Here is a 23,236-nt window from a genome sequence, read left to right on the forward strand (position 1 = left end):
ATACTTACATTATGTCATTTTAAATAGAAAAGCACACATATTACTTGTGTGCTTTTTATTTATAAATATCTTTGTAGTCTAACACAACACAATGAGTTCCGAAATTTCTAAACGCTACAGTCAAAGAGGTGTATCAGCTTCTAAAGAAGATGTACACAACGCAATTAAAAACATTGATAAAGGTTTATTTCCTAAAGCTTTCTGCAAAATAGTACCTGATTATTTAACCAACGATTCAGAGTATTGCTTAATTATGCATGCAGATGGTGCTGGTACAAAGTCATCCTTAGCCTATATGTATTGGAAAGAAACAGGTGATATTTCTGTTTGGAAAGGGATTGCACAAGATGCATTAATTATGAATATTGATGATTTGTTGTGTGTTGGTGCAACAGACAATATCATGCTATCTTCAACTATTGGAAGAAATAAAAATTTAATTCCAGGCGAAGTTATTTCAGCAATAATTAATGGAACAGAAGAGCTTATAGAGGATTTAAAAACCTTTGGAGTAACAATCCATAGTACAGGAGGAGAAACTGCAGATGTAGGCGATCTAGTCCGCACAATTATCGTAGACTCTACAGTTACAGCAAGAATAAAACGAAGCGACGTTGTTGATAATGCAAATATTAAGGCTGGAGATGTCATAGTTGGTCTAGAAAGTTTTGGTCAAGCAACTTATGAGAAAAGCTATAATGGAGGCATGGGAAGTAATGGACTAACTTCTGCTAGACATGATGTATTTAGTAAGTATTTAGCAAAGAAGTATCCTGAAAGTTTTGATGCCTCAGTACCAGAAGATTTAGTGTACTCTGGACAAGTAAAATTAACAGATAAAGTAGCAGATTCACCAATTGACGCTGGTCAATTAGTATTATCACCAACAAGGACTTATGCACCAATAATAAAAGGAATATTATCTAAGTTTAATAATACAGAAGTACACGGTATGGTGCATTGTAGTGGAGGAGCACAAACAAAAATCCTTCATTTTATAGATAATCTTCATATTGTAAAAGACAATTTGTTTCCAGTACCACCATTGTTTAAATTAATACAAGAACAATCTAAAACAGATTGGAAAGAAATGTACCAAGTGTTTAACTGTGGACATAGAATGGAACTTTATGTGTCACCAGAAATAGCAGAATCCATAATTAAAATTTCAAAATCATACAATGTTAATGCTCAGGTAATTGGACGTGTAGAAGCGTCAGATTCTAAAAAGCTTACAATAGAAAGTCAAAACGGAACGTTTATTTATTAATTAAAAATGATAAATTAGAAGATATGAGAGGCGTAATCCTAATGTGCTTACTGTTTTGTGTAAACAGTGTATTTGGTCAATCAGAACAATCAGTAAATCCGCAAAACTCAGAGCAACCAGTTAAGGTTTTAGACACAGTAAAGTGGAAGCAATTAAACAAAGTAGGGTTAGATATAAACGAAGTCACTTTTGTTAACTGGAATGCTGGTGGAGCAAATTCGATTTCAGCTTTATTAGCCATAAAATCTAGTTTAAGATATAAAAAAAACAACTTAATTTGGTTTAATGAGGTCAGAACACGTTATGGTGTTAACAAACAAGAAAACCAACGTTTAAGAAAAACAGAAGACGAATTAGAGTTAATCTCAACTTTAGGTTTTAGAAAAGACACCATAACAAATTGGTATTATTCTGGTCGTTTTAATTTTAAAACGCAATATGCCAATGGTTATAATTATCCAAATAGAGACAATGCTATCTCAAGATTTATGGCACCAGGTTATTTGTTTATTGGTGGTGGTGTAGAGTATGGTAAAAATATTGAAAAGCTATCATTCTATATGTCGCCATTAACTTTTAAAGCTACCTTTGTTTTAGATCAAGAATTAGCAGATAAAGGCTCTTTTGGTGTTACTCCTGCCATTTTTGATGCATTAGGTAATAAAGTAGTAGAGGGTGAAAATGTAAGGACAGAAATGGGTGTTTTAGTAACAAACTCATATGAAACCCAAGTTTTAGAAAATATTTATATAAAAAATAGAGTCAGTTTATATACCGATTATTTAAATAGTTTTGGTAATATAGACGTAGATTGGGAAGTGGTTTTTGATTTTAAGGTTAATGACTTTGTAAAAGCTACTTTAGGCTCTCACCTTAGATACGACAATGATGTTAAAATTATTGAAGAAACAGAAATAGAAGACGAATTTGCAGAACGTGGAGCCTCATTACAATGGAAACAACTTTTAGGAATTGGTGTGATTGTCGATTTTTAAAATTATAATCAAATAGAATTATTGAAAACTAAAAAAGCTATAAGAATTTTCACACTACTTGTTGTTATAATAAATATAGCTTCGATAGTTTTTGTGGATTTTTTCTACAGTCAAATTGTTAGACTAGCTTCAAGCATTCTATTTTTATTATTATTTGTTTTTTATAAAATAAAAGATAAAAACCTTATTGCTTTTATTTGTTTGTTAATTGTGGCAGATGCTTTTGATTTGTATTATAACCAACCATTTATTATTGAAATCTACTCGGTTATTAAAATGTCAGCGTTCTTCCTGTTATGTATTAATTTATATAAAAAAATTAGACATCAAAAACTTGGTAATAGCATCACTGGATTATTTATAACCGTAGTTATAATTAATATTTTAATAGGTTATAAAGCTGTATCAGAAATATCAACTTTATTAGAATATAGTCAGTTATTATCAATACAATTGTATTGGATGGTCTGCGTGTTTTCTGGCGCATTAGCTGCTAAGTTTTACTTTTGTAACGACTCAGACAAAGCGGTCTATTTTGTTGCATTTACGTTTTTATTCATATTTACAGACTTAAGTGGTTTTATAGCCAATTTTTTTGAAGCCTATATATTCTTTTACTTTGAAAGGGTTCTATATTTTTTAGGATTTATGACTTTAGGTTATTATTTGTTTTTTACTTCTAAAGCAGAAATTAAATACAATTAATTATTATTAGTATAATTCTGATTTGATAAATTCTATCTATAAAAATGGATTTATCAAGCTAAAAAAACAAATGCTAATAATAGCATCAATTGCATATAGTAGTCCAAATAGTTTAAAGTTGGAAATGTTTAATTTCTTGTATAAAAATAACCCTTTAGTTTTATCAGTATTACTTACAATATACAAGAGTATAAAAGTTAAAAACAGTTTAGTAATTAATACGTATCCTAAATTAGAACTGTTGGTGATTAACAACAAAAGGTTAATCCCAAAAGAGGATAATGCAAAATTGCGATAGTAGTAAATTATGACCAAAAATTGATTTGTCATAGTTTTTAAACGTAAATAATAAGTTATTATTTTAGTAATCTTACACGTGGTCTTTTAAAAATAGTATGACTTAAACCATGGTAATAGTTCTGTTTTTAAAAATTAAATGGCTCCTGTTTTTCTACTTAAATTTTAAATAAAAGCTTTATTGTAAGCAAACAATATTAAAGTATTGCAAATTCATAAATTATCGTATTTTTGTTTCACAATTTTAGAAGAAGATGTTAGAGAAGTTACAAATAGTTAAGCAACGTTTTGATGAGGTTAGTGATTTAATCATTCAGCCTGATGTTATTACAGATCAAAAGCGTTATGTAGAGCTTAATAAAGAATATAAAGATTTACGTTTATTAATGGATAAACGCGAAATATATATTGAATATACTGAGAATTTAAAAGAAGCTGAAGAGATAATTGCAGATGGTAGTGATGCCGAAATGGTAGAAATGGCTAAAATGCAATATGACGAAGCTAAGGAAGCAATACCAAAATTAGAAGATGAGATCAGAGTATTATTGATACCTAAAGACCCTCAAGATTCTAAAAACGCAGTGGTCGAGCTTCGAGCTGGAACAGGTGGTGATGAAGCTAGTATTTTTGCAGGTGATTTATTTAGAATGTACTCCAAATATTGCGAAAGCAGAGGGTGGAAAGTTGATACTGTAGATTATAGCGAAGGTACAAATGGTGGTTTTAAAGAAATCCAATTTGAAGTAACAGGAGACGACGTTTATGGTACTTTAAAATTTGAAGCAGGAGTACATCGTGTACAACGTGTACCGCAAACCGAAACTCAAGGACGTGTGCATACAAGTGCAGCAACTGTTATGGTGTTTCCAGAAGCAGAAGAGTTTGATGTTGAGATAAACCCTAAAGAGGTTCGTGTAGATTTTTTCTGTTCTTCAGGACCAGGTGGTCAGTCTGTAAATACAACCTATTCTGCAGTACGTTTAACGCACATCCCAACAGGATTAGTAGCACAATGTCAAGATCAAAAATCACAGCATAAAAACAAAGAAAAAGCCTTTAAAGTTTTACGTTCTAGATTATACGATTTAGAATTAGCCAAGAAAAACGAAGAAGATGCAGCTTTACGTGGTACAATGGTAACCTCTGGAGATAGAAGTGCTAAGATTAGAACGTATAACTACTCGCAAGGACGTGTTACAGATCACAGAATTGGTTTAACATTATACGATTTACAAAACATTGTAAATGGAGATATCCAAAAAATTATTGACGAATTACAATTAGCTGATAATACAGAAAAATTAAAAGCTAGTGACCAACATATTTAATTACAAGCCTCTTCATTGAGGCTTTTTTTATAGCATGACAACACAACAACTAACAGAGCAAATAATTAAAAAGAAGTCTTTTTTGTGTATTGGACTAGACGTGGATTTGAATAAAATTCCACAACATTTATTACAAACCGAAGACCCTATTTTCGAATTTAATAAAGCAATAATTGATGCTACACATCATTTATGTGTATCCTACAAACCTAACACAGCTTTCTATGAAGCTTATGGTTTAAAAGGTTGGAAAGCATTAGAAAAAACAATTAACTACCTAAACAAAAATCATCCGGATATCTTTACAATTGCAGATGCAAAACGAGGAGATATTGGTAATACAAGTACAATGTATGCAAAAGCCTTTTTTGAAGACTTAGCGTTTGATAGTGTTACTGTTGCGCCATACATGGGGAAAGACTCAGTAGAGCCATTTCTTGCTTTTAAAGATAAGCATACCATTATGTTAGCATTAACTTCTAATCAAGGTGCTTTTGATTTTCAAACTAAATTGGTTGATGGAAAAGAGTTATATAAGCAAGTTTTAGAGACTTCTAAATCATGGAATAATTCTGAAAATTTAATGTACGTTGTTGGTGCAACTAAAGCCGAATATTTTGCAGACATCAGAAAAATTATTCCAAGTAGTTTTTTGTTGGTTCCAGGTGTTGGCGCTCAAGGCGGAAACCTTCAAGACGTATGTAAATATGGTATGAGCAAAAATGTTGGACTACTAATCAATTCTTCTAGAGGGATTATTTATGCTTCACAAAACGATGATTTTGCGCAAGCAGCAGCAGCAAAAGCAAAGGATTTACAACAACAAATGGAAGTTATTTTAAATAATAAATAATTAAACGCTTTGTCATGCTAAACTTGTTTTGGCATCTCATTATTAATAAAAGCATGACCATTTTAAGCCATAACTAAATGCTACTTACAGATCAAATAGGTAATAAACTAAACTTGGATACCACACCAATACGCATCATCTCATTAGTGCCTTCTCAAACCGAATTACTTTATGATTTAGGTTTAGAACAGACCATTGTTGGTCTTACTAAATTTTGTGTGCATCCAATACATTTAAAAGCTGATAAGCAAATTGTAGGAGGAACAAAGCAAATTAATCTTGATAAAATTAAAGCTTTAAAACCTGATATTATTTTATGTAACAAAGAAGAAAACACACAAGACATCGTTTTGGCCTGTCAAGCCATATGTCCTGTGCATGTTTCAGATATAGCAACAATAGCAGACTGTTTAGATTTAATAAAACAATATGGCCAGCTTTTTAACAAAATTGATAATGCTAATAAGATTTGCAAAACTATTGATGCCAATCTAAAAGAATTTCAAATTTATATTAAAGAAAAATCCAGTTTAAAAGTTGCTTATTTTATTTGGAAAGACCCATGGATGGTTGCTGCAAAAGGTACTTTTATAGACCATTTACTACAGTTAAATAAATTTGAGAATATTTACGGTAATCTAAAACGTTATCCAGAGGTAGATATTAATAAAATTCAACAAGAAGGCAATCCTGAAGTGATCTTATTGTCCAGCGAGCCTTATCCTTTTAAAGATAAGCATGTTTTAGAGATTGGTCGTGTGTCAAACCATGCAAAAACCATTTTAGTAGATGGCGAGTATTTTTCTTGGTATGGCTCTAGATTAGTGCAAGCATTTGATTATTTTAAACAATTACATGACCGTTTGTGATTGCTCTCTTGTTAAATAATTTAATCTGTTTAGTTTATTTAAAATCTTAATAGCTTTAAAAGCAAACACGTCACTTTGTTCGTGATCTATTTGTCTTAAATTATAAGATTGCTCTATTAGTTGTTTGTAACGCTTATAAAGATTAGTTTGGTGTTGTTTTAAAAGATTTTGTCTGTCCATGGTCTTAGGGCTTGGTAATTAGACAATTAAATTACTTTTTTTATTGACATAAACAAAATAATTATCATTTTTTTAGCACAAAAAAAGAGCCCATTCTTAACCCTAAAAACAGACTCTAATTACTAACTAAACTAACTCTGCATCATAAACGAAAGTGTGTTTACTAATACGATGCAAATATCTAGTATATTTTTCGTTTTAATGTTAACTTAGTATTATTCTAAGTTTAACAAAAGGGTTAATCTTGTAAAGCAAATACTTTTTGTAATAAAGCAGTTGTTCTAGACCCAACTTTGGTTCTAATTTCTTGCTCTTCAACAGCTATCATAGTGTAAACACCTTTTAATGCTTCTCCAGTAACATAATCTGTTAAATCAGGATTAACATTGCTTGTAAAAGGGATAGCATTATATTTATTAATTAAGTTAGCCCAAATTTGGTCAGCACCAACTTTATCAAATGAGGCCTTAATAACTGGGTTAAACTTGTCATATAAAGCAGTTTGCGTTTTGCTAGTTAAGTATTGTGTTGCAGCATCATTACTACCTAACAATATATTTTTAGCATCAGTAAATGTAATCTCTTTTACTGCATTAATAAAAATTGGTGTAGCCTCTCCAACAGCATCCTCTGCAGCTCTGTTTAAAACTTTTAAACCTTCATCAGCAAGATTACTTAAGCCAATATCACGTAAAGCTTTATCAACTTTTTGCAACTCTTCTGGTAATAATATTTTAACTAATTCGTTTTTAAAAAAACCATCCGTTTGGGTCAATTTACTTACTTGTTTATCAATTCCTAGGTCTAAAGCTTGTCGTAATCCTCCAGCAATATCTAATTCGCTTACCGTTCCTCCTTGAGGTAATTGGTTAACAACTTGTTGTAATTCTGCACAAGCAGTAAAATTTAAAATAATAATTAAGGCAAATATTTTTTTCATGTTCTATAATTTAAGTTGCAAATATACTTATTATTATGGCGTGTTTTTTAAAAGAAAAAACCGCGTTTTCCGTTATATCTTTTTGAGAAAAACAAAAAGGATGCCACTTCAACCGCTCACGCATAACTTAACTACGAAAAAACTACTGTTTTATTATTAAAAACCATCACTTTTCGCTTAATATGAAGTTTTATAGCATTGGCTAACACAATTTTTTCCAAATCGCGTCCCTTAGCTATTAGATCATTAATGGCATGTGTATGGGATACTCTTGCAACATCTTGCTCAATAATCGGACCAGCATCTAAATCTTCTGTCACATAATGACTTGTGGCACCAATAATTTTTACACCACGTTTGTAAGCAGAATGGTAGGGTTTTGCACCAACAAAAGCTGGTAGAAAAGAGTGGTGTATATTAATTACCTTGTTTGGATATTGTCTTATAATTTTGTTGGACACAATTTGCATATAACGTGCTAAAACAATAAAATTTACACCATGTTTTTTACATAAATCTAATTGTTGGTCTTCTGCTTTGGCTTTAGTATCTTTTGTAACAGGAATATGGTAAAACGGAATATTAAAGCTATCTGCAATAGGTCTTAAAGTATCGTGGTTACTAATTATAAACGGAATGTCTACATCTAATTCACCAGAATTATAACGTCCTAATATATCATATAAACAATGGTCATATTTGGATACAAATAGTGCCATTTTTGGTTTCATTTCGGTTGAGTAAATTCGCCATTTCATTTTAAAACAATCGGCTAACTTTTGCTTAAAACTAACCTTAAAAGCTTCGGTGTTAAATGTGTTGTGTTCAAATTCGCTTTCTAAGCGCATAAAAAAAATGTTTTGCTCTCTGTCAACATGTTGGTCAATATATATGATGTTCCCATTATTGTTAGCAATAAAATTTGTAACGTTTGCAATAATTCCTGGTTGGTCATTACAATGTATAAGGATGGTTAATTTGTTCATTTTCAGTTGGTATTAATCACTAAATTTACTTTAAAATTGTGTGGATAATTATTTGTTTTTAACTTTTAGATAATTACAGATTATAGAGCAATATTTTTGAATATTCCGTAAATTGCAACCTCAAAACCCATTATATTTTAAGAATGACACAAGCAACACCATACAAACCAAAATATAAAGTTAGAATTGTAACAGCAGCAGCCTTATTTGATGGTCATGATGCGTCCATAAATATCATGCGTCGTATTATTCAATCTACAGGAGTAGAGGTAATTCATTTGGGACACGATAGAAGTGTGGACGAAGTGGTAAACACAGCTATTCAAGAAGATGCAAATGCTATTTGTTTAACCTCTTACCAAGGTGGTCATAACGAGTATTTTAAATATATGTACGATCTTTTAAAAGAAAGAGGTGCAGAGCACATCAAGATTTTTGGTGGTGGTGGTGGTGTAATTTTACCTTCTGAAATTAAAGAATTAATGGATTATGGTATCGCACGTATTTACTCTCCAGATGATGGTCGTGCTATGGGATTACAAGGGATGATTAATGATTTGGTAGAACAATCAGATTTTGCAATAGGTGATACTTTAAGTAACGAGTTGGAAATTTTACCAACCAAAAATCCTAAAGCTATTGCTAGAGTGATTTCTTCTGCCGAAAACTTTCCTGAAGTGGCTAAAGCAACTTTAGATAAAATTCATGTTAAAAATAAAGATTCTAAAACACCAGTTTTAGGAATTACAGGAACAGGTGGAGCAGGTAAATCATCTTTAGTAGATGAATTAGTGCGTCGTTTTTTAATCGATTTCCCAGAAAAAACTATTGGTTTAGTGTCTGTTGATCCATCAAAGCGTAAAACAGGAGGAGCTCTTTTAGGTGACAGAATTAGAATGAATGCTATCAATTCGCCAAGAGTATACATGCGTAGTTTGGCAACACGTCAATCTAACTTAGCTTTATCAAAATATGTAAACGAAGCAGTACAAGTTTTAAAAGCTGCAGAGTATGATTTAATTATATTAGAAACGTCTGGAATTGGTCAGTCTGATACTGAGATTATGGAACATTCTGACGTGGCTTTATATGTTATGACTCCAGAATTTGGTGCAGCAACTCAATTAGAAAAAATTGACATGCTAGATTTTGCAGATCTAGTAGCCATCAATAAATTTGACAAACGTGGGTCTTTAGATGCCCTTCGTGATGTTAAAAAACAATACATGCGTAACAATAATCTTTGGGATATACCTCAAGATCAGTTACCAGTTTATGGTACCATTGCGTCACAATTTAACGATCCAGGGATGAACACGCTTTACAAAGCCATCATGGATAAGTTGGTTGAAAAAGCAGATTCAAACTTAAAATCGACATTCGAAATTTCTCAGGAAATGAGCGAAAAGATTTTTGTAATTCCTCCAAGCAGAACACGTTATTTATCTGAAATTGCCGAAAATAATCGTGCTTATGATAAAACAGCTAACGCTCAAGTTGAAGTTGCTCAAAAACTTTACGGAATTTATAAAACTTTAGAATCTGTTTTAGAAGTAACGCCAGAGTTAGATAAAGCAGGAATAGCTTCAGAATCTTTTGAAATAAAAGAAGAGAATAAAGACTTTATAAAATTACTTATTGCAGAATTCGACCGTGTAAAATTAAACTTAGACCCTTACAATTGGGAAGTTATAACTGGTTGGGATGAGAAAGTAAACAAATACAAAAATCCAATTTATAGTTTTAAAGTAAGAGATAAAGAGATTAAAATTGAAACACATTCTGAGTCGTTATCACACTTGCAAATTCCGCGTGTAGCTTTACCAAAATACCAAGCTTGGGGAGATTTATTACGTTGGACGTTGCAAGAAAATGTACCAGGAGAATTCCCGTATACTTCAGGATTATATCCTTTTAAACGTACAGGAGAAGATCCAGCACGTATGTTTGCTGGAGAAGGTGGACCAGAACGTACTAACAGACGTTTTCACTATGTAAGTGCAGGTTTACCTGCAAAGCGTTTATCTACTGCTTTTGATAGTGTAACGCTTTACGGAAACGATCCAGATTTAAGACCAGATATCTATGGGAAAATTGGTAATGCAGGTGTTAGTATTTGCTGTTTAGATGATGCTAAAAAACTATATTCTGGTTTTGATTTAGCCAATGTCATGACGTCGGTAAGTATGACCATTAATGGACCAGCACCAATGTTGTTAGGTTTCTTTATGAATGCTGCTATAGACCAACAATGTGAGTTTTACATTAAAGAAAACGGTCTAGAAAAAGAAGTAGAAGCAAAAATTGCTAAGATTTATAAAGGTAAAGAACGTCCTACTTATAATGGTGAGTTGCCAGAAGGAAACAATGGTTTAGGTTTAATGCTTTTAGGTGTTACAGGAGATCAAGTATTACCAGCAGATGTTTACGCAGAAATTAAAAAGAATACCATTGCGCAAGTAAGAGGAACAGTTCAAGCAGATATTTTAAAAGAAGACCAAGCGCAAAACACCTGTATTTTCTCTACTGAGTTTGCATTGCGTTTAATGGGAGACGTACAAGAATATTTTATCGAGAATAATGTGCGTAACTTCTATTCGGTATCAATTTCTGGATACCATATTGCAGAAGCAGGAGCAAACCCAATTACGCAATTAGCGTTAACTTTATCTAATGGTTTCACTTACGTGGAATATTATTTAAGTCGTGGTATGGACATTAATAAATTTGGTCCAAACTTATCGTTCTTTTTCTCAAACGGAATCGATCCAGAATACGCAGTAATTGGTCGTGTGGCACGTAAAATTTGGGCAAAAGCAATGAAGCACAAATATGGTGCTAATGCAAGAGCGCAAATGCTTAAATACCATATTCAAACCTCTGGACGAAGCTTACACGCGCAAGAAATTGACTTTAATGATATTCGTACAACGCTTCAAGCTTTATACGCTATTTACGATAATTGTAATTCCTTACACACCAATGCGTATGATGAGGCTATTACAACGCCAACGGAAGAATCGGTTAGACGTGCTATGGCTATTCAATTAATCATTAATAAAGAATTAGGCTTAAATAAAAACGAAAATCCAATACAAGGTTCTTTTATTATTGAAGAATTAACAGATTTAGTTGAAGAAGCTGTGCTATTAGAATTTGATAGAATTACAGAAAGAGGTGGTGTTCTAGGTGCAATGGAAACTATGTACCAACGCAGTAAAATACAGGAAGAGAGTTTGTATTACGAAACGTTGAAGCACAATGGTAAATTCCCAATTGTAGGAGTAAATACCTTCTTAAGTTCTAAAGGATCACCAACAGTAATTCCTGCGGAAGTTATTAGAGCAACAGAAGAGGAAAAGCAATTCCAAATAAAAACATTAACTAATCTTCATGAAGCAAATGATACCAAAGCTTTACTGAAAGATCTACAACAACGTGCCATAAACAACGAAAATATTTTTGAAGCTTTAATGGACGTTTGTAAAGTCTGTAGTTTAGGTGAAATTACAGCTTCGTTATTTGAAGTTGGAGGACAATATAGACGTAACATGTAAGCAGTGAACCACTGTTCGTTTTTTCGAAAAGTGAGTGAATCGCTTATCCCAAACTAGATTTGGGATCTAAGAAAATTACTTTTCGTGAATAACGAAAAAGATAAACTAGCGTTTGTCATTAAAAGCAAACCAAGAATATCAATACATAAAACAAAAAAGGCGTTTCAATCTGAAACGCTTTTTTTATATTCAATATAAAAAACATGTCTATCAATCACACTTTTAAAGCAACTATAAATTGGACCATTAACGAAGGCGAAAGCACTACAAACCCAAGAACTTTTAGTAGAAATCATAAGGTAACCATTGCTAATAAAATTTCGGATTTATCCGTATCTGCTGCAAAACCATTTAGAGGTGATGACGCATTATACAATCCAGAAGATTTATTATTATCCGCTTTAGCCTCATGCCACATGATGTCTTATTTATATGTCTGCGCACAACATAATATAGAAGTTGTAAGCTATATAGATCATGCAGAAGGTGACCTGGAAGTCAATACTTCAGGTAGTGGTAGTTTTAAAATGGTAAGATTAAAACCAGTAGTAAGTATAAAAGACGCAAGTCAAAAAGAGTTAGCAAAAAGTCTTCACACTAAAGCCAATCAACTATGTTTTATAGCTAATTCATGCAATTTTCCTATTGTTCATGAAGCAACAATAGTAGTCCGATAATTAAGTATTAAAAAATAATTTACATGTTTTGCATCTTTTTTAAAGTATTCACGTCTATTATATGAACCCATAAAAATAGAAGTTATGAAAAATATAAATTGTACTTGTGACTGTGACGGTTGCTCTAAAGGAAATTGTTTTAACTGTACTTGTAATACGTGTACTTGCAATAACTGCAACTGTTAAGCATGACTTAAAAACAGGAATTAATAACGCTAATTTTGGTAACTTTATACTAAGATTAGCGTTTTTTTAATACATAATGATGGATACTCAAGACATTTGGAAATTACATGCTGACGACATAAAATATTTTATTTTTAGTAAAGTAAAAGCTGAGGTAGTTGCTGAAGATTTAGTACAAGAAACCTTTATTAAAGTACACACTAAATTAAATACATTAAAGGATAAAGACAAACTTAAATCCTGGTTGTTTTCTATAGCAAGATATACTGTAATGGATTATTTTAGAAGTAAAAAAATAGTGTATGAAACGACTGATGAAGATTTTATTTTTGAAGAACAAAAGTTAGAACATACGGAAGCTGATTGTTTACATGGTATTATTAAAAGCTTGCCTAAAAAGTATAGAGACCCACTTTTTTTAAGTGATGTTAAAGGCTTAAAACAACAACAAATTGCAGACCAATTACATTTACCATTACCAACTATTAAATCTCAAATACAGCGTGGTCGTAAATTGATTGCTCAAGGTTTTGTAGACTGTTGTGATTTTGTAATAAATGATGAAGGTTTTTTGGTTGGCGAAATCAAAGACAAAGCAGACTGTAAAATGTGCCATTAATTACTACCTTTGTAATCTATAGTTTACACTAATTTTTACATATCATAATTACATAGATGTCTTTCAAAAAATACCATCCTACATTAAAAGAAAATATTGAAAAAGCAGGATTTGAAACTACCAACAAGTTTCAAAAAGAAGTGATGCCTTTAATTAAGGCAGGAACAGATCTTTACGCAATTGGACCTAAAGGATGTGGTAAGACTACAGCTATGATTATTAGTACCATTCAAAAATTAGGAGCTGAAGCTTTTGAGGATTCGCCAAGAGCGGTCATTATAGCAAAAGACAAAAAAACAACTTTAGAGTTAAAAGAGCAGTTTGAAGCGTTTACTAAACAAACAGATTTACGTATTTACTGCGCATACGAAGAGCATGATTTAGAAAAGCAGCGTGAAGAAGTGTATTATGGTGTAGATATACTAATTGCCACGCCAAAACGATTAAGTAAGTTATACCATTTAAATAGTTTACATTTAGGTGAATTAAAACTATTTATTGTACATGATGCGGATTTTATTGCTAGAAATAATTATCACAATTATGTACTTAGACTAAGCGAAAGTGCTCCTAAAGCTAAGTTTGTAATTTTCTCTGAAACCTTTAATTCAAAAATTAAGGCTTTTCAAGACTCATTTATGTATAATGCAAGAGTAGTTGACTTTTCTTAAAAATTAAAGTGTCAACATCCAAGTGGTCTGTAATTTTCTAAATTTTCTAATCTCTCTTTTTAAGATAGGTAAATAGTCTTTACCATTACTGTTACAGGACTCTAAACGACTACAATTTTTATATAATCTATTAGTCAATCGGTTGACAGAAGCAATGTGTCTGTGTTTTTTATCACGACAACGTTCTAGCTCTGCATTAATAATTTCTGGAGCTAAAGATACGGATTGCTGCACGATATCTCCTGACACGTAAATATTAGCATCTTCTTTACCGTCTTCATATAAATACGCTAAATCTTGATTTAAGTAGCTAGAAATACTTCTAGATAATACAAATATTTGCATAGCCTGCTTATATATAGGTAGTTCTGAGAGGTGTGAAGGTATTTGAGCCGACATTATTAGTTTTATTTTTTATCAAAAATAATGACTTACACGTATTTTTAACTTTCGATTTTAAAGTAATAATGTATATTTACTTTAATTATTAATATATTTTTATAAAATTACTTAAAAATGAGTGTAGATAAATTGAATTGGAAAATTTTGAAATGTTTACAACAAAACGCTAGGCAGTCCAATGCAGCAATTGGTCGTCAGGTTGGGATAAGCTCTCCTGCAGTGTCTGAGCGTATAAAAAAAATGGAGGATTTAGGGATTATCCAAAATCATATCACTTTAATTTCTCCCTTTGAAGTTGGTTATCAATTAAAAGCTTTAATTACTTTACAAGCATTTATGGGTAAATTAAAACCTTTTTTAGAAAAGGTAAAAACACTTGATGAGGTTGTAAACTGTTACAGGATTACCGGAAACGAAAACATAGTTATGGAAGTGGTTTTAAAAAACCACAAGCATTTAGAGGCATTTATTGATCAATTAATTATTTATGGCGAATGTAAAACACAAATAATTTTATCTCATGTAGTCAAAAACAATGCTATAAAACCGGTTTAAATGCGCCAAGGTGGATTTTTTCTGTTTTTACCAGCATTAAATAATATAATCTTATTTCCGTCAGGATCTTCTAAATGTGCTTCTGTCCAAAGCCATGATTTGTCTTCAATATCAGACGTAAAAGTTATTCCTTTTTGTTTTAGTTTAAAAACTAAATCCTTCAAATTATCATCTTCAAAATACACGGTTGTATTATCACTGCTTTGCATGTTAATTTTTTGATGAATCGAAAAAGTAGCTTCGCCATCTGGACAGGTAAATCTGGCGTATCTTGGCAAAGCATCAACAATAAGTTGTAGTCCTAAAAGTTTATAAAAGACAACAGATATTTCTAGGTCCTTAGATGATATGGTTACTTGATTTAAATTCATTTAACTAATTTTTTTCCTTTCATAAACTGTTTTAATAGGTACAATAACAACATACATAAACCACCTAAAAAGGTCATGATATACCAAGTGTTGTCAAATCCAAAATCTTCGACTAGTTCCATGCCTGTTTTATGACCAAAGATGTGAGCAAAAGAAAATGCTATCGAGTATAATGCCATATATTCACCTTGATTACCCTTTTTAGCTTGTTGTAAGGCAAATGCATTAGCAAACGGAAATGCTATCATTTCACCGACAGTCATTAAAAACATACCAAAAATTAAAATTCCTGACCAACTTGAAAAGTTAAGTATTAAAAAGCTAGCAGCAGTTAAAAACGCGCCAAATAAAATTAAAGACGTTTTTGCAAAGCGTGTATTTTCTAAATACTTAATTAATGGCATTTCTAATAAAAATATAAAAAAACCATTGGCACCAAGTAATAATCCAATTTGCAGCTCGCTTAAATGATGTTCTGATCTGTAATATAATGGCATTGTAGAAAAATATTGCAAGAATATAAAACCAAATAAAAATAAAGCAAACAAAAAGATAATAAAGGGTTTGTCCTTGTAAGCAGAATATGGATTGTCTACTTTAATTTCGTCTTGTACACGTGCCTTTTTAGGATGTAATACATTAATTAAAACTAATGTAGCCGCAATACAAGTAATACCATCAACCCAAAATAATCCTCCATAACCCAATCCAACAATAATTAAACCACCAATTGCAGGTCCTGCTGAAAACCCAAGATTAATAGCTAATCTAATTAAAGTAACACTTCGTGTTTTGTTTTCAGGCTTACTATAAGCACTAAGTGCAACAAACATAGCAGGTCTAAACATGTCTGCAATTACCATCAAAGCAAAAATTCCAAAGGATAAAGTGTATATGGTTTTTAAGTATTGCAAACCAATAAACATAAAACCAGATACAAATAAACTAAACACCATGATTTTATAGTATCCAATTTTGTCTGTTAATTTTCCGCCTAACCAAGATCCTAAAACAGATCCAAGTCCAAAAGCAGTCATTATGGTTCCAACGTTTGATAGTGTAAACCCTAAATCTTCTGTTAGGTATAAAGATAAAAATGGAATTACCATTGTACCTGCTCTGTTAATTAGTGTAATTAACGAGAGCCACCATACTTCTTTTGATAGTCCATCAAAAGTGTTTATATAATTGTTAAATAGTTTTTTCATGGGTTGGTTGTTGTTATAAATGTAAAAAGTCCAACGGTTAAGTTGGACTTTTTTGTATTGTATAAATTGATATTTACATCATCATAACATATAACAGGTCCAACTACTTGTGTTTATACAAGAGGTTTGTTTAGTTAAATATGTAATGACTAATTTCATTTTTAATAAATTATGATACCAAAGCTAAACAAAATTTTGAATAAGTTGTATTTTTGAATTGAATTTTTAAAGTATTCATATTTAATATAGTAACGCATGAGATATATTATTTTGTTCTTTGTAATAATCACAAATTTAAGTTGTGCGCAAGATAAATTACCATTACTAGGAGATACAGATTACCAACGACAGATGAATGCAGATTTTAAAGATGCAGCTAAGTCACCATTGACAGATAGAGATCGTAAAGTATTTAGAAGTCTAGATTTTTTCAAATTTGATAGTACTTACGTTGTTAATGCAGATTTTAAGCGTACACCTAATGAAACCCCTTTTAAAATGAAAACAACTACTGATAGAGAGGTAGATTATATTAAATATGGCGAAGCTACTTTTACTATTAAAGACAAACTGCTAAAGTTAAATGTTTATCAAGATTTAGAAATGGCTGAAGAAGTAGGTCAGGAGGAAGCTTTATTTTTACCTTTTATGGATAATACTAATGGTGTAGAAAGCTATAAAGGTGGTCGCTACATAGAGGTTAAGTTACCTAAAGATGATAAATTGCTTATAGATTTTAATAAAGCCTATAATCCCTATTGTGCCTATAACATAAAATATTCTTGTCCGATTGTTCCGTCAGAAAATATTTTATATGTACGTATTGAAGCAGGTGTAAAAAAATACACAAAAGCGTAACTAAAATTGTTTAGCTAACCACATTCCAAAAAAGACTGCTAAAAACCCAAGAATAAAACTAGCGATTGTGTATAAAGCAAAACTAGTAAAATCTCCAGCTTTTAAAAATACATGGTTTTCATAAGCAAATGTAGAAAAGGTTGTAAATCCACCACAAAAACCTGTAGCTAATAACAATGTTTGGTTGTTACTAAGGGTATTATTTTTTAAAGCCAAACCTAATATTATACCTATAAGCAAACTCCCTAAAACATTGGCTAAAAAGGTTCCGTATGGGATTCCGTTTTCTGTATTATTAAGTGCTTTGCCAATAATATAGCGTAGGACACTTCCAAAACCACCACCTATAAAAACTAAAACAAGTTGTTTCATTTAATGACTTAAAGTTGTGTTATTATCTAATATTATAGGTAAATAAATTTCTGTAATCCAATCTGCTGGATTAGTTGTGTCGCTTGGGTCAGTGACATATACTTCTAATGCAACACCAGTTTCATCAGGCACCAAATTAATATCTGTTTGATATTTCATGGCTGTATTCCATGCTTCTTCTAGGTGTGTGTAATTTCCCGTTAAGGTTGTTTTTAACGCATCAAAAGGTTCTAATTGTCCAGTTAAAATTTCGCTATCAGTTGTAATTACTCTATCGCTAGTTGGCATAGCACAAGAAAAAATGACTGCATTGTTTTCTAAATCCCATTTATGATAAATAACAAAAGGCGCACCTGCTGGTTTTATATCGTTGTCAGTAAGGTATTGTTTGACTTCAGGTAGCATTTTCTGCATTTTTACTTTAAAATTTTCAATTTTACTTGATGTTGTATTGTACAAGTAAAAACCACCACCATGTTTAGTTACTCCGTTTACTTTGACATTATAAATTGTCATGCTTTTAACTAATTTTTGGTCTAAAAGTTCTAAACTACGGTCGTAATATGGTCCTATTTTACTATCCATTCCTCCAGTAAAAGCTGCATAGGCTTTAAACCCAAAAGGTAAATCTTTACCAGAAATGGTCCATTTTACATCAGTACTACCATCTGCATTTGGTGTAAAATTCCAAACAACATCAGAGCTTGGGTAATCTGCAAACTGCATGGTTTGTGTTATGGATTTATTAGGGTTAGTGTCTGTAGTTCGCATAATGCCAGTTTCACCATTATCAATCCAAGAGTATGATCCATCAATACCTTTTGTTTGTTCTGGATAATTAATAGTCATATCAGGTTTTTCTTCTGTCCAAGCATTCCAATCTTCCCAGTTTTTAAAATCTATCACTTCATTATATATTAAACTGGCAGGAGCCTGAATAGTTCTAGTCCTAGATACACTAAAATCGTTGGGTTGTACTGCAACATAAATGGCTGTAGCTATGATTGCAATAAGTAACAAAAATAATAGGTGTTTCAAGTATTTCATTCTTAAAAATTAAATGGTTGTTATTTCAAAGATAATCAATTTACAATTTGTTAAATTCTTATCTTTAAAGACTTTTTAAAAACTAATTAATTATGAAATTAAAATCAATATTAAGTGTTGCATTTGTTGCAACACTATTATGGTCTTGTGGTAATGACAAAGCAGAAAAGCCAACTACCCAAGAGGAACCTAAAGTAGAAACTGCGTTTAACTTTAATGTCGAAGAGTTTGCAGATATTAAAATACTACGCTATCAAATTCCTGGTTGGGAAAAACTAACACTTAAAGAGCAAAAATTAGTATACTACTTAACGCAAGCAGGTTTAGCAGGTCGTGATATAATGTGGGACCAAAACTACAGACACAATTTAAAGATTAGAAAAGCATTAGAAAACGTGTATACTAAATATAAAGGTGATAAAACAGCAGATAATTGGCTAGCGTTTGAAACTTACCTTAAGCGTGTTTGGTTTAGTAATGGTATCCACCACCATTACTCTAATGACAAACTTAAACCAGAATTTTCTCAAGACTATTTAAAAGAAATTATGTCTGCAACTAACACAACATTAGTAGGAGAAGCTTTTGATGTGATTTTTAACGACCAAGATGCTAAAAAGGTTAATCAAGCTAAAGGTGTAGATAATGTGTTAGAAAGTGCTGTTAACTTTTATGGTCCTGATGTGACTAATGCAGATGTCGAATCTTTTTATGGTAAAATGAAATCTCCGGATCCTAAAAAGCCATTATCATACGGATTAAACTCGCAGTTAGTTAAAGAGGATGGTGTGTTAAAAGAACGTGTTTATAAATCAGGTGGATTATACGGTTCTGCAATTGATCAAATTGTAAAATGGTTAGAATTAGCTCAAGGAGTAGCAGAAAACGAAGCGCAAGGTAACGCCATAGGACTTTTAATTAAGTATTACAAAACGGGAGATTTACAAACATGGGACGATTATAACGTTGCTTGGACAGCTGCAACTGCTGGAAATGTAGACTATATTAATAGTTTTATTGAAGTTTACAATGACCCATTAGGTTATAGAGGGTCATATGAAACTATAGTGCAAATTAATGATTTTGATATGTCTCAAAAAATGGCAGTATTATCTGAAAATGCACAATGGTTTGAGGATAATTCTCCTTTAATGAAAGAACATAAAAAAGAAAACGTGGTTGGTGTAACTTACAAAGTTGTAAACGTTGCAGGAGAAGCTGGAGACGCTTCACCAAGCACACCAATAGGTGTAAACTTACCAAATGCAAATTGGATTCGTGCAGCAGTAGGAAGTAAGTCAGTATCCTTAGGTAACATCATTCACGCTTATAATAACGCAGGAAGTACAGGACGTTTAAAAGAATTTGTAAACGATGATCAAGAGTATGAGTTAGAAGAAAAATATGGTCAACTAGCAGACAAATTACATACAGCTTTACACGAAGTTATTGGACACGCGTCAGGACAATTAAATCCAGGTGTTGGAGAAACTAAAGAAACCCTTAAAAACTACGCTTCAACCTTGGAAGAAGGTCGTGCAGATTTAGTAGGATTATACTATTTATACAATCCAAAATTACAAGAATTAGGATTAGTTGACGACTGGAAAAGTGTTGGTATGGCTGCCTATGATGGTTACATACGCAATGGTTTGATGTCACAATTAATAAGACTTAATCTAGGAGATGATGTAGAAGAAGCACACATGCGTAACAGACAATGGGTTAGTGCTTGGGTATTTGAAAAGGGTCAAGCAGACAATGTTATTGAAAAAATAACAAGAGACGGAAAAACGTATTTCAATATTAACGACTATGACAAGTTACATGATTTATTTGGACAATTACTACGCGAAACACAACGTATTAAATCTGAAGGAGATTATAAAGCGGTTGAGGATTTAGTAGAAGGATATGGAGTAAAAGTAGATCAAGCAATACATGCTCAGGTTTTAGAGCGTAACAAGCAATTTACATCTCCTCCTTATAGTGGATTTGTTAACCCTGTTTTAGTACCAGAAACTAATGACGCTGGAGAGATTACTGCTATTAACGTAACACAACCAGAAAGTTTTGATGGTCAAATGTTATTTTACAGTAAAAACTACAACTTTCTACCAGAAGAAAACTAAAATTATAACGCTTTCGCGGAAATTAAAAAGCCTTAATCTAATTTAGATTAAGGCTTTTTTTATATTGAACTATTTTGTTTTTTTACTTTGGTAAATAGGAACTTTTAAACCAAGATATATATCTGTAGTTTTAGCTTCTTTAGACAGCACATTAGATAATATAGATCCAGATCCCACAGTCAGAGGTCCTAATCTTAAACCTGCTCCCCAAGCAAAGTCATCATATTGTCTAAAACTTACAGGAGAATAAAAGCTAAACCATTTTGTTTCAATACGAGGTGATAAAGTCACAGCGTTGTTAATTTTGTTAGCATATTCCGTGTTGTTTTTAACCATTGAAAAAGCACCTAAAACACTTACGTAAATTGATTTGTCTACATGATAATCTGCGCTTAAACGCAATGCTGTAGGTAAATTAATCTTTAACTTTTTAGTAGTTTCCACAGACGTATAATTTTCATCTAAAAAGGCTTCAGTATCATTATAGCCAATAGTGCTTTCTGTTTGATTATTTAAATCAAAACTATATTGTTTAATATTTTTATAGGTAATGGATCCAATGTCAGTAATAGCCAATCCTAATTTAAGCACATATTTATTAAACCCTTTACTGTCTGTTTCATTGCCTTTTCGCCATTCATAAGTAACACCTAGGTCTGCACCAAAACCAGTTTGTAAATTATCAAAATTAAAATCTTCGTCGTTATTTATATCATCAATGTTTCCGTAATTAATACTTCCGTTAGTGGTAATTGTTTGGGCTGAAGCATCATAATTCCCAGAAAAACCAGGACTATTAAAATAAGAAATACCAGCACCTTGCAATAATTTTAAGGTAATACCTCCTTTTAAAAAATGATCCTCTTTATTATATAGCACGCGTCCATAGGCAAAGCCTATTTCCGCCCAAACATGGTAGGTAGATACTAAATTGCTAGAATCAAATGAAAAATCTTCAGCATTTTCAAATTCTTCATTTAAACTTTCAAATAAAGATCCATTAATATTATTAATATTAGCAAATCCACGAAGTCTAGTTACTATTCCTACACTGTTAGTGTCATTAAGATTAAACATAAAAGAAGGACCTACAACCTCTGCATTAGAGAAAAAATTATTAGAATCTGATGGCGAGATTTTAGAATTATCTTCAATGTCAATATCTTCATTAAAAATGTTTCCAAAATCTATAGCATAATAATCACTTCCAATAAAAGTACTAGCAGACGCAAGATTAACATCTGTCTTAAATCTAGAATCTACAATGTTTGAAGGATTATCAATAACTCCATGTATTCCAGAATAATTATCAATGGAATGGCCAACGTAACTTTGCGCTACGCTAAAAAAAGAAATAAAAAAAGCAGTATAAGCTATTGCAGACTTAAAATAATTCATATTTAAAAGGTGTTATTTTAAGTACAAATAAAGTCAATTTATTTAATTAAGCTAAAAATTATTTAAAAATCACTTTAATGGCGACAATCATACCTATAAAAGCTAGAAAAGCTAACAGTATCCATAATACACCTTTGTAATGGACTTTGTGTAAGTTTAAATCCTTACGGTACATTCTAATCAACACGATAATAAATGCGATGGCGAATAAAATTCCAAAAACGATTTGTCCTTTACTAAACATAATTTATTTTTAAGCAAAATTAGTAAAACTAAGCACTAACTTCAAGGAATAAAACAACAATTACATGCAAGATAAAATAGAAGCTGTAAAAGCATTTCACACTGCTTTTAAAATAGGACACAGAGAAACACCTAAAGCAGATTTAGGTCTAGATAAAAACCTATTGCGTTACGAGTTGATGCGAGAGGAAAATGAAGAATATTTAGAAGCAGCAAAAAATAACGATTTAGTTGAAGTTGCAGACGCCTTAGGCGATATGCTTTACATATTATGTGGTACAATAATAGAGCATGGTATGCAAGATAAGATAGAAGAAGTCTTTGCAGAAATACAACGTAGTAATATGAGTAAATTAGGTGAAGATGGAGAACCTATTTACAGAGAAGATGGTAAAGTACTAAAGGGACCAAATTACTTTAAACCTAATATTAAAGCAATTTTAGATAAATAGTATAAGGCATAAAAAAAGCAACCATTTGGTTGCTTTTTTTGTTATCTAAAATTAGATAAAAC

General features: G+C 31.6%; 23 protein-coding genes. 14 read left to right on the top strand and 9 right to left on the bottom strand.

Going from position 1 to position 23,236, the window contains the following annotated elements; genetic code table 11:
* Positions 1-91 precede the first annotated feature (91 nt).
* The 6 genes from M890_RS0106105 (at position 92) to M890_RS0106135 (ending at position 6,320) form a co-directional block, all read left to right on the top strand.
* Positions 92-1,270, top strand: a complete 1,179-nt coding sequence (locus tag M890_RS0106105) for an AIR synthase related protein (protein ID WP_028282683.1) — start codon at positions 92-94, stop codon at positions 1,268-1,270.
* Between the two features lie 23 nt (positions 1,271-1,293).
* Positions 1,294-2,265 (top strand): DUF3078 domain-containing protein, encoded by a 972-nt coding sequence (locus M890_RS0106110; RefSeq protein WP_028282684.1) that lies wholly within the window; start codon positions 1,294-1,296, stop codon positions 2,263-2,265.
* A 21-nt stretch (positions 2,266-2,286) separates the two neighbouring features.
* Entirely contained in the window at positions 2,287-2,970 is a 684-nt protein-coding gene (locus M890_RS0106115; RefSeq protein ID WP_028282685.1) for a hypothetical protein, read from the top strand.
* A 551-nt stretch (positions 2,971-3,521) separates the two neighbouring features.
* Entirely contained in the window at positions 3,522-4,598 is a 1,077-nt protein-coding gene (gene prfA / locus M890_RS0106125; RefSeq protein WP_028282687.1) for a peptide chain release factor 1, read from the top strand.
* 34 nt (positions 4,599-4,632) lie between these two features.
* Positions 4,633-5,451, top strand: coding sequence for an orotidine-5'-phosphate decarboxylase (pyrF, locus tag M890_RS0106130; RefSeq protein WP_028282688.1), 819 nt, complete (start codon positions 4,633-4,635; stop codon positions 5,449-5,451).
* A gap of 77 nt (positions 5,452-5,528) precedes the next feature.
* Positions 5,529-6,320, top strand: coding sequence for an ABC transporter substrate-binding protein (locus tag M890_RS0106135; RefSeq protein ID WP_028282689.1), 792 nt, complete (start codon positions 5,529-5,531; stop codon positions 6,318-6,320).
* Here M890_RS0106135 and M890_RS0106140 read toward each other — a convergent pair.
* The 3 genes from M890_RS0106140 to purU form a co-directional block, all read right to left on the bottom strand.
* Positions 6,303-6,500: a Lacal_2735 family protein gene (locus M890_RS0106140; protein ID WP_028282690.1), complete on the bottom strand. Its 198-nt coding sequence runs from the start codon at positions 6,498-6,500 to the stop codon at positions 6,303-6,305. The genes M890_RS0106135 and M890_RS0106140 overlap by 18 nt on opposite strands.
* A gap of 238 nt (positions 6,501-6,738) precedes the next feature.
* Entirely contained in the window at positions 6,739-7,440 is a 702-nt protein-coding gene (locus tag M890_RS0106145) for a DUF4197 domain-containing protein (RefSeq protein WP_028282691.1), read from the bottom strand.
* A 131-nt stretch (positions 7,441-7,571) separates the two neighbouring features.
* On the bottom strand, positions 7,572-8,426 hold the full coding sequence (gene purU / locus M890_RS0106150; RefSeq protein WP_028282692.1) for a formyltetrahydrofolate deformylase: 855 nt from the start codon (positions 8,424-8,426) through the stop codon (positions 7,572-7,574).
* A gap of 143 nt (positions 8,427-8,569) precedes the next feature.
* Between purU and M890_RS0106155 the strand changes: the two genes are divergently transcribed.
* The 4 genes from M890_RS0106155 (at position 8,570) to M890_RS0106175 (ending at position 14,136) form a co-directional block, all read left to right on the top strand.
* Positions 8,570-11,983, top strand: a complete 3,414-nt coding sequence (locus tag M890_RS0106155; protein ID WP_028282693.1) for a methylmalonyl-CoA mutase family protein — start codon at positions 8,570-8,572, stop codon at positions 11,981-11,983.
* A gap of 203 nt (positions 11,984-12,186) precedes the next feature.
* Entirely contained in the window at positions 12,187-12,660 is a 474-nt protein-coding gene (locus M890_RS0106160) for an OsmC family protein (RefSeq protein ID WP_028282694.1), read from the top strand.
* A 265-nt stretch (positions 12,661-12,925) separates the two neighbouring features.
* The gene (locus M890_RS0106170; RefSeq protein ID WP_028282695.1) at positions 12,926-13,465 is read left to right on the top strand and encodes a sigma-70 family RNA polymerase sigma factor; all 540 of its coding nucleotides are present in this window, start codon (positions 12,926-12,928) and stop codon (positions 13,463-13,465) included.
* A gap of 56 nt (positions 13,466-13,521) precedes the next feature.
* Positions 13,522-14,136, top strand: coding sequence for a DEAD/DEAH box helicase (locus M890_RS0106175; RefSeq protein WP_028282696.1), 615 nt, complete (start codon positions 13,522-13,524; stop codon positions 14,134-14,136).
* 3 nt (positions 14,137-14,139) lie between these two features.
* Here M890_RS0106175 and M890_RS0106180 read toward each other — a convergent pair whose 3' ends face one another.
* Positions 14,140-14,535: a hypothetical protein gene (locus tag M890_RS0106180; RefSeq protein WP_028282697.1), complete on the bottom strand. Its 396-nt coding sequence runs from the start codon at positions 14,533-14,535 to the stop codon at positions 14,140-14,142.
* Positions 14,536-14,652: 117 nt separating this feature from the next.
* Between M890_RS0106180 and M890_RS0106185 the strand changes: the two genes are divergently transcribed.
* Complete coding sequence (locus M890_RS0106185; protein WP_028282698.1) at positions 14,653-15,093, top strand: Lrp/AsnC family transcriptional regulator; 441 nt, start codon at positions 14,653-14,655, stop codon at positions 15,091-15,093.
* Here M890_RS0106185 and M890_RS0106190 read toward each other — a convergent pair.
* Positions 15,090-15,464, bottom strand: a complete 375-nt coding sequence (locus M890_RS0106190) for a VOC family protein (protein WP_028282699.1) — start codon at positions 15,462-15,464, stop codon at positions 15,090-15,092. The genes M890_RS0106185 and M890_RS0106190 overlap by 4 nt on opposite strands.
* Positions 15,461-16,672 carry an MFS transporter gene (locus M890_RS0106195; RefSeq protein ID WP_028282700.1) on the bottom strand — a complete coding sequence of 404 codons (1,212 nt, stop codon included), beginning with the start codon at positions 16,670-16,672 and terminating at the stop codon, positions 15,461-15,463. Before M890_RS0106195 ends, M890_RS0106190 begins: the two co-directional genes overlap by 4 nt.
* Positions 16,673-16,927: 255 nt before the next feature.
* Here M890_RS0106195 and M890_RS0106200 point away from each other — a divergent pair, with 255 nt between their 5' ends.
* Positions 16,928-17,530: a DUF1684 domain-containing protein gene (locus M890_RS0106200; RefSeq protein WP_028282701.1), complete on the top strand. Its 603-nt coding sequence runs from the start codon at positions 16,928-16,930 to the stop codon at positions 17,528-17,530.
* Here M890_RS0106200 and crcB read toward each other — a convergent pair whose 3' ends face one another.
* A complete protein-coding gene (crcB, locus tag M890_RS0106205; protein ID WP_028282702.1) occupies positions 17,531-17,902 on the bottom strand; it encodes a fluoride efflux transporter CrcB in 372 nt (123 codons plus the stop codon). It abuts the gene before it with no gap.
* Entirely contained in the window at positions 17,903-18,949 is a 1,047-nt protein-coding gene (locus tag M890_RS0106210) for an SRPBCC family protein (protein ID WP_028282703.1), read from the bottom strand. It lies immediately after the preceding gene.
* Between the two features lie 92 nt (positions 18,950-19,041).
* On the opposite strand from M890_RS0106210, the gene M890_RS0106215 reads away from it, so the two are divergent.
* A complete protein-coding gene (locus tag M890_RS0106215; RefSeq protein WP_028282704.1) occupies positions 19,042-21,081 on the top strand; it encodes a dipeptidyl-peptidase 3 family protein in 2,040 nt (679 codons plus the stop codon).
* Between the two features lie 69 nt (positions 21,082-21,150).
* Here the strand turns inward: M890_RS0106215 and M890_RS15825 are convergent, their stop codons facing one another.
* Positions 21,151-22,479, bottom strand: a complete 1,329-nt coding sequence (locus M890_RS15825) for a DUF5723 family protein (RefSeq protein ID WP_051437464.1) — start codon at positions 22,477-22,479, stop codon at positions 21,151-21,153.
* Between the two features lie 308 nt (positions 22,480-22,787).
* Here M890_RS15825 and M890_RS0106230 point away from each other — a divergent pair, with 308 nt between their 5' ends.
* A complete protein-coding gene (locus M890_RS0106230) occupies positions 22,788-23,174 on the top strand; it encodes a pyrophosphohydrolase domain-containing protein (RefSeq protein WP_028282706.1) in 387 nt (128 codons plus the stop codon).
* Positions 23,175-23,236 lie beyond the last annotated feature (62 nt).

Source organism: Olleya marilimosa CAM030, assembly GCF_000518485.1.
Classification (GTDB): Bacteria; Bacteroidota; Bacteroidia; order Flavobacteriales; family Flavobacteriaceae; genus Olleya; species Olleya marilimosa.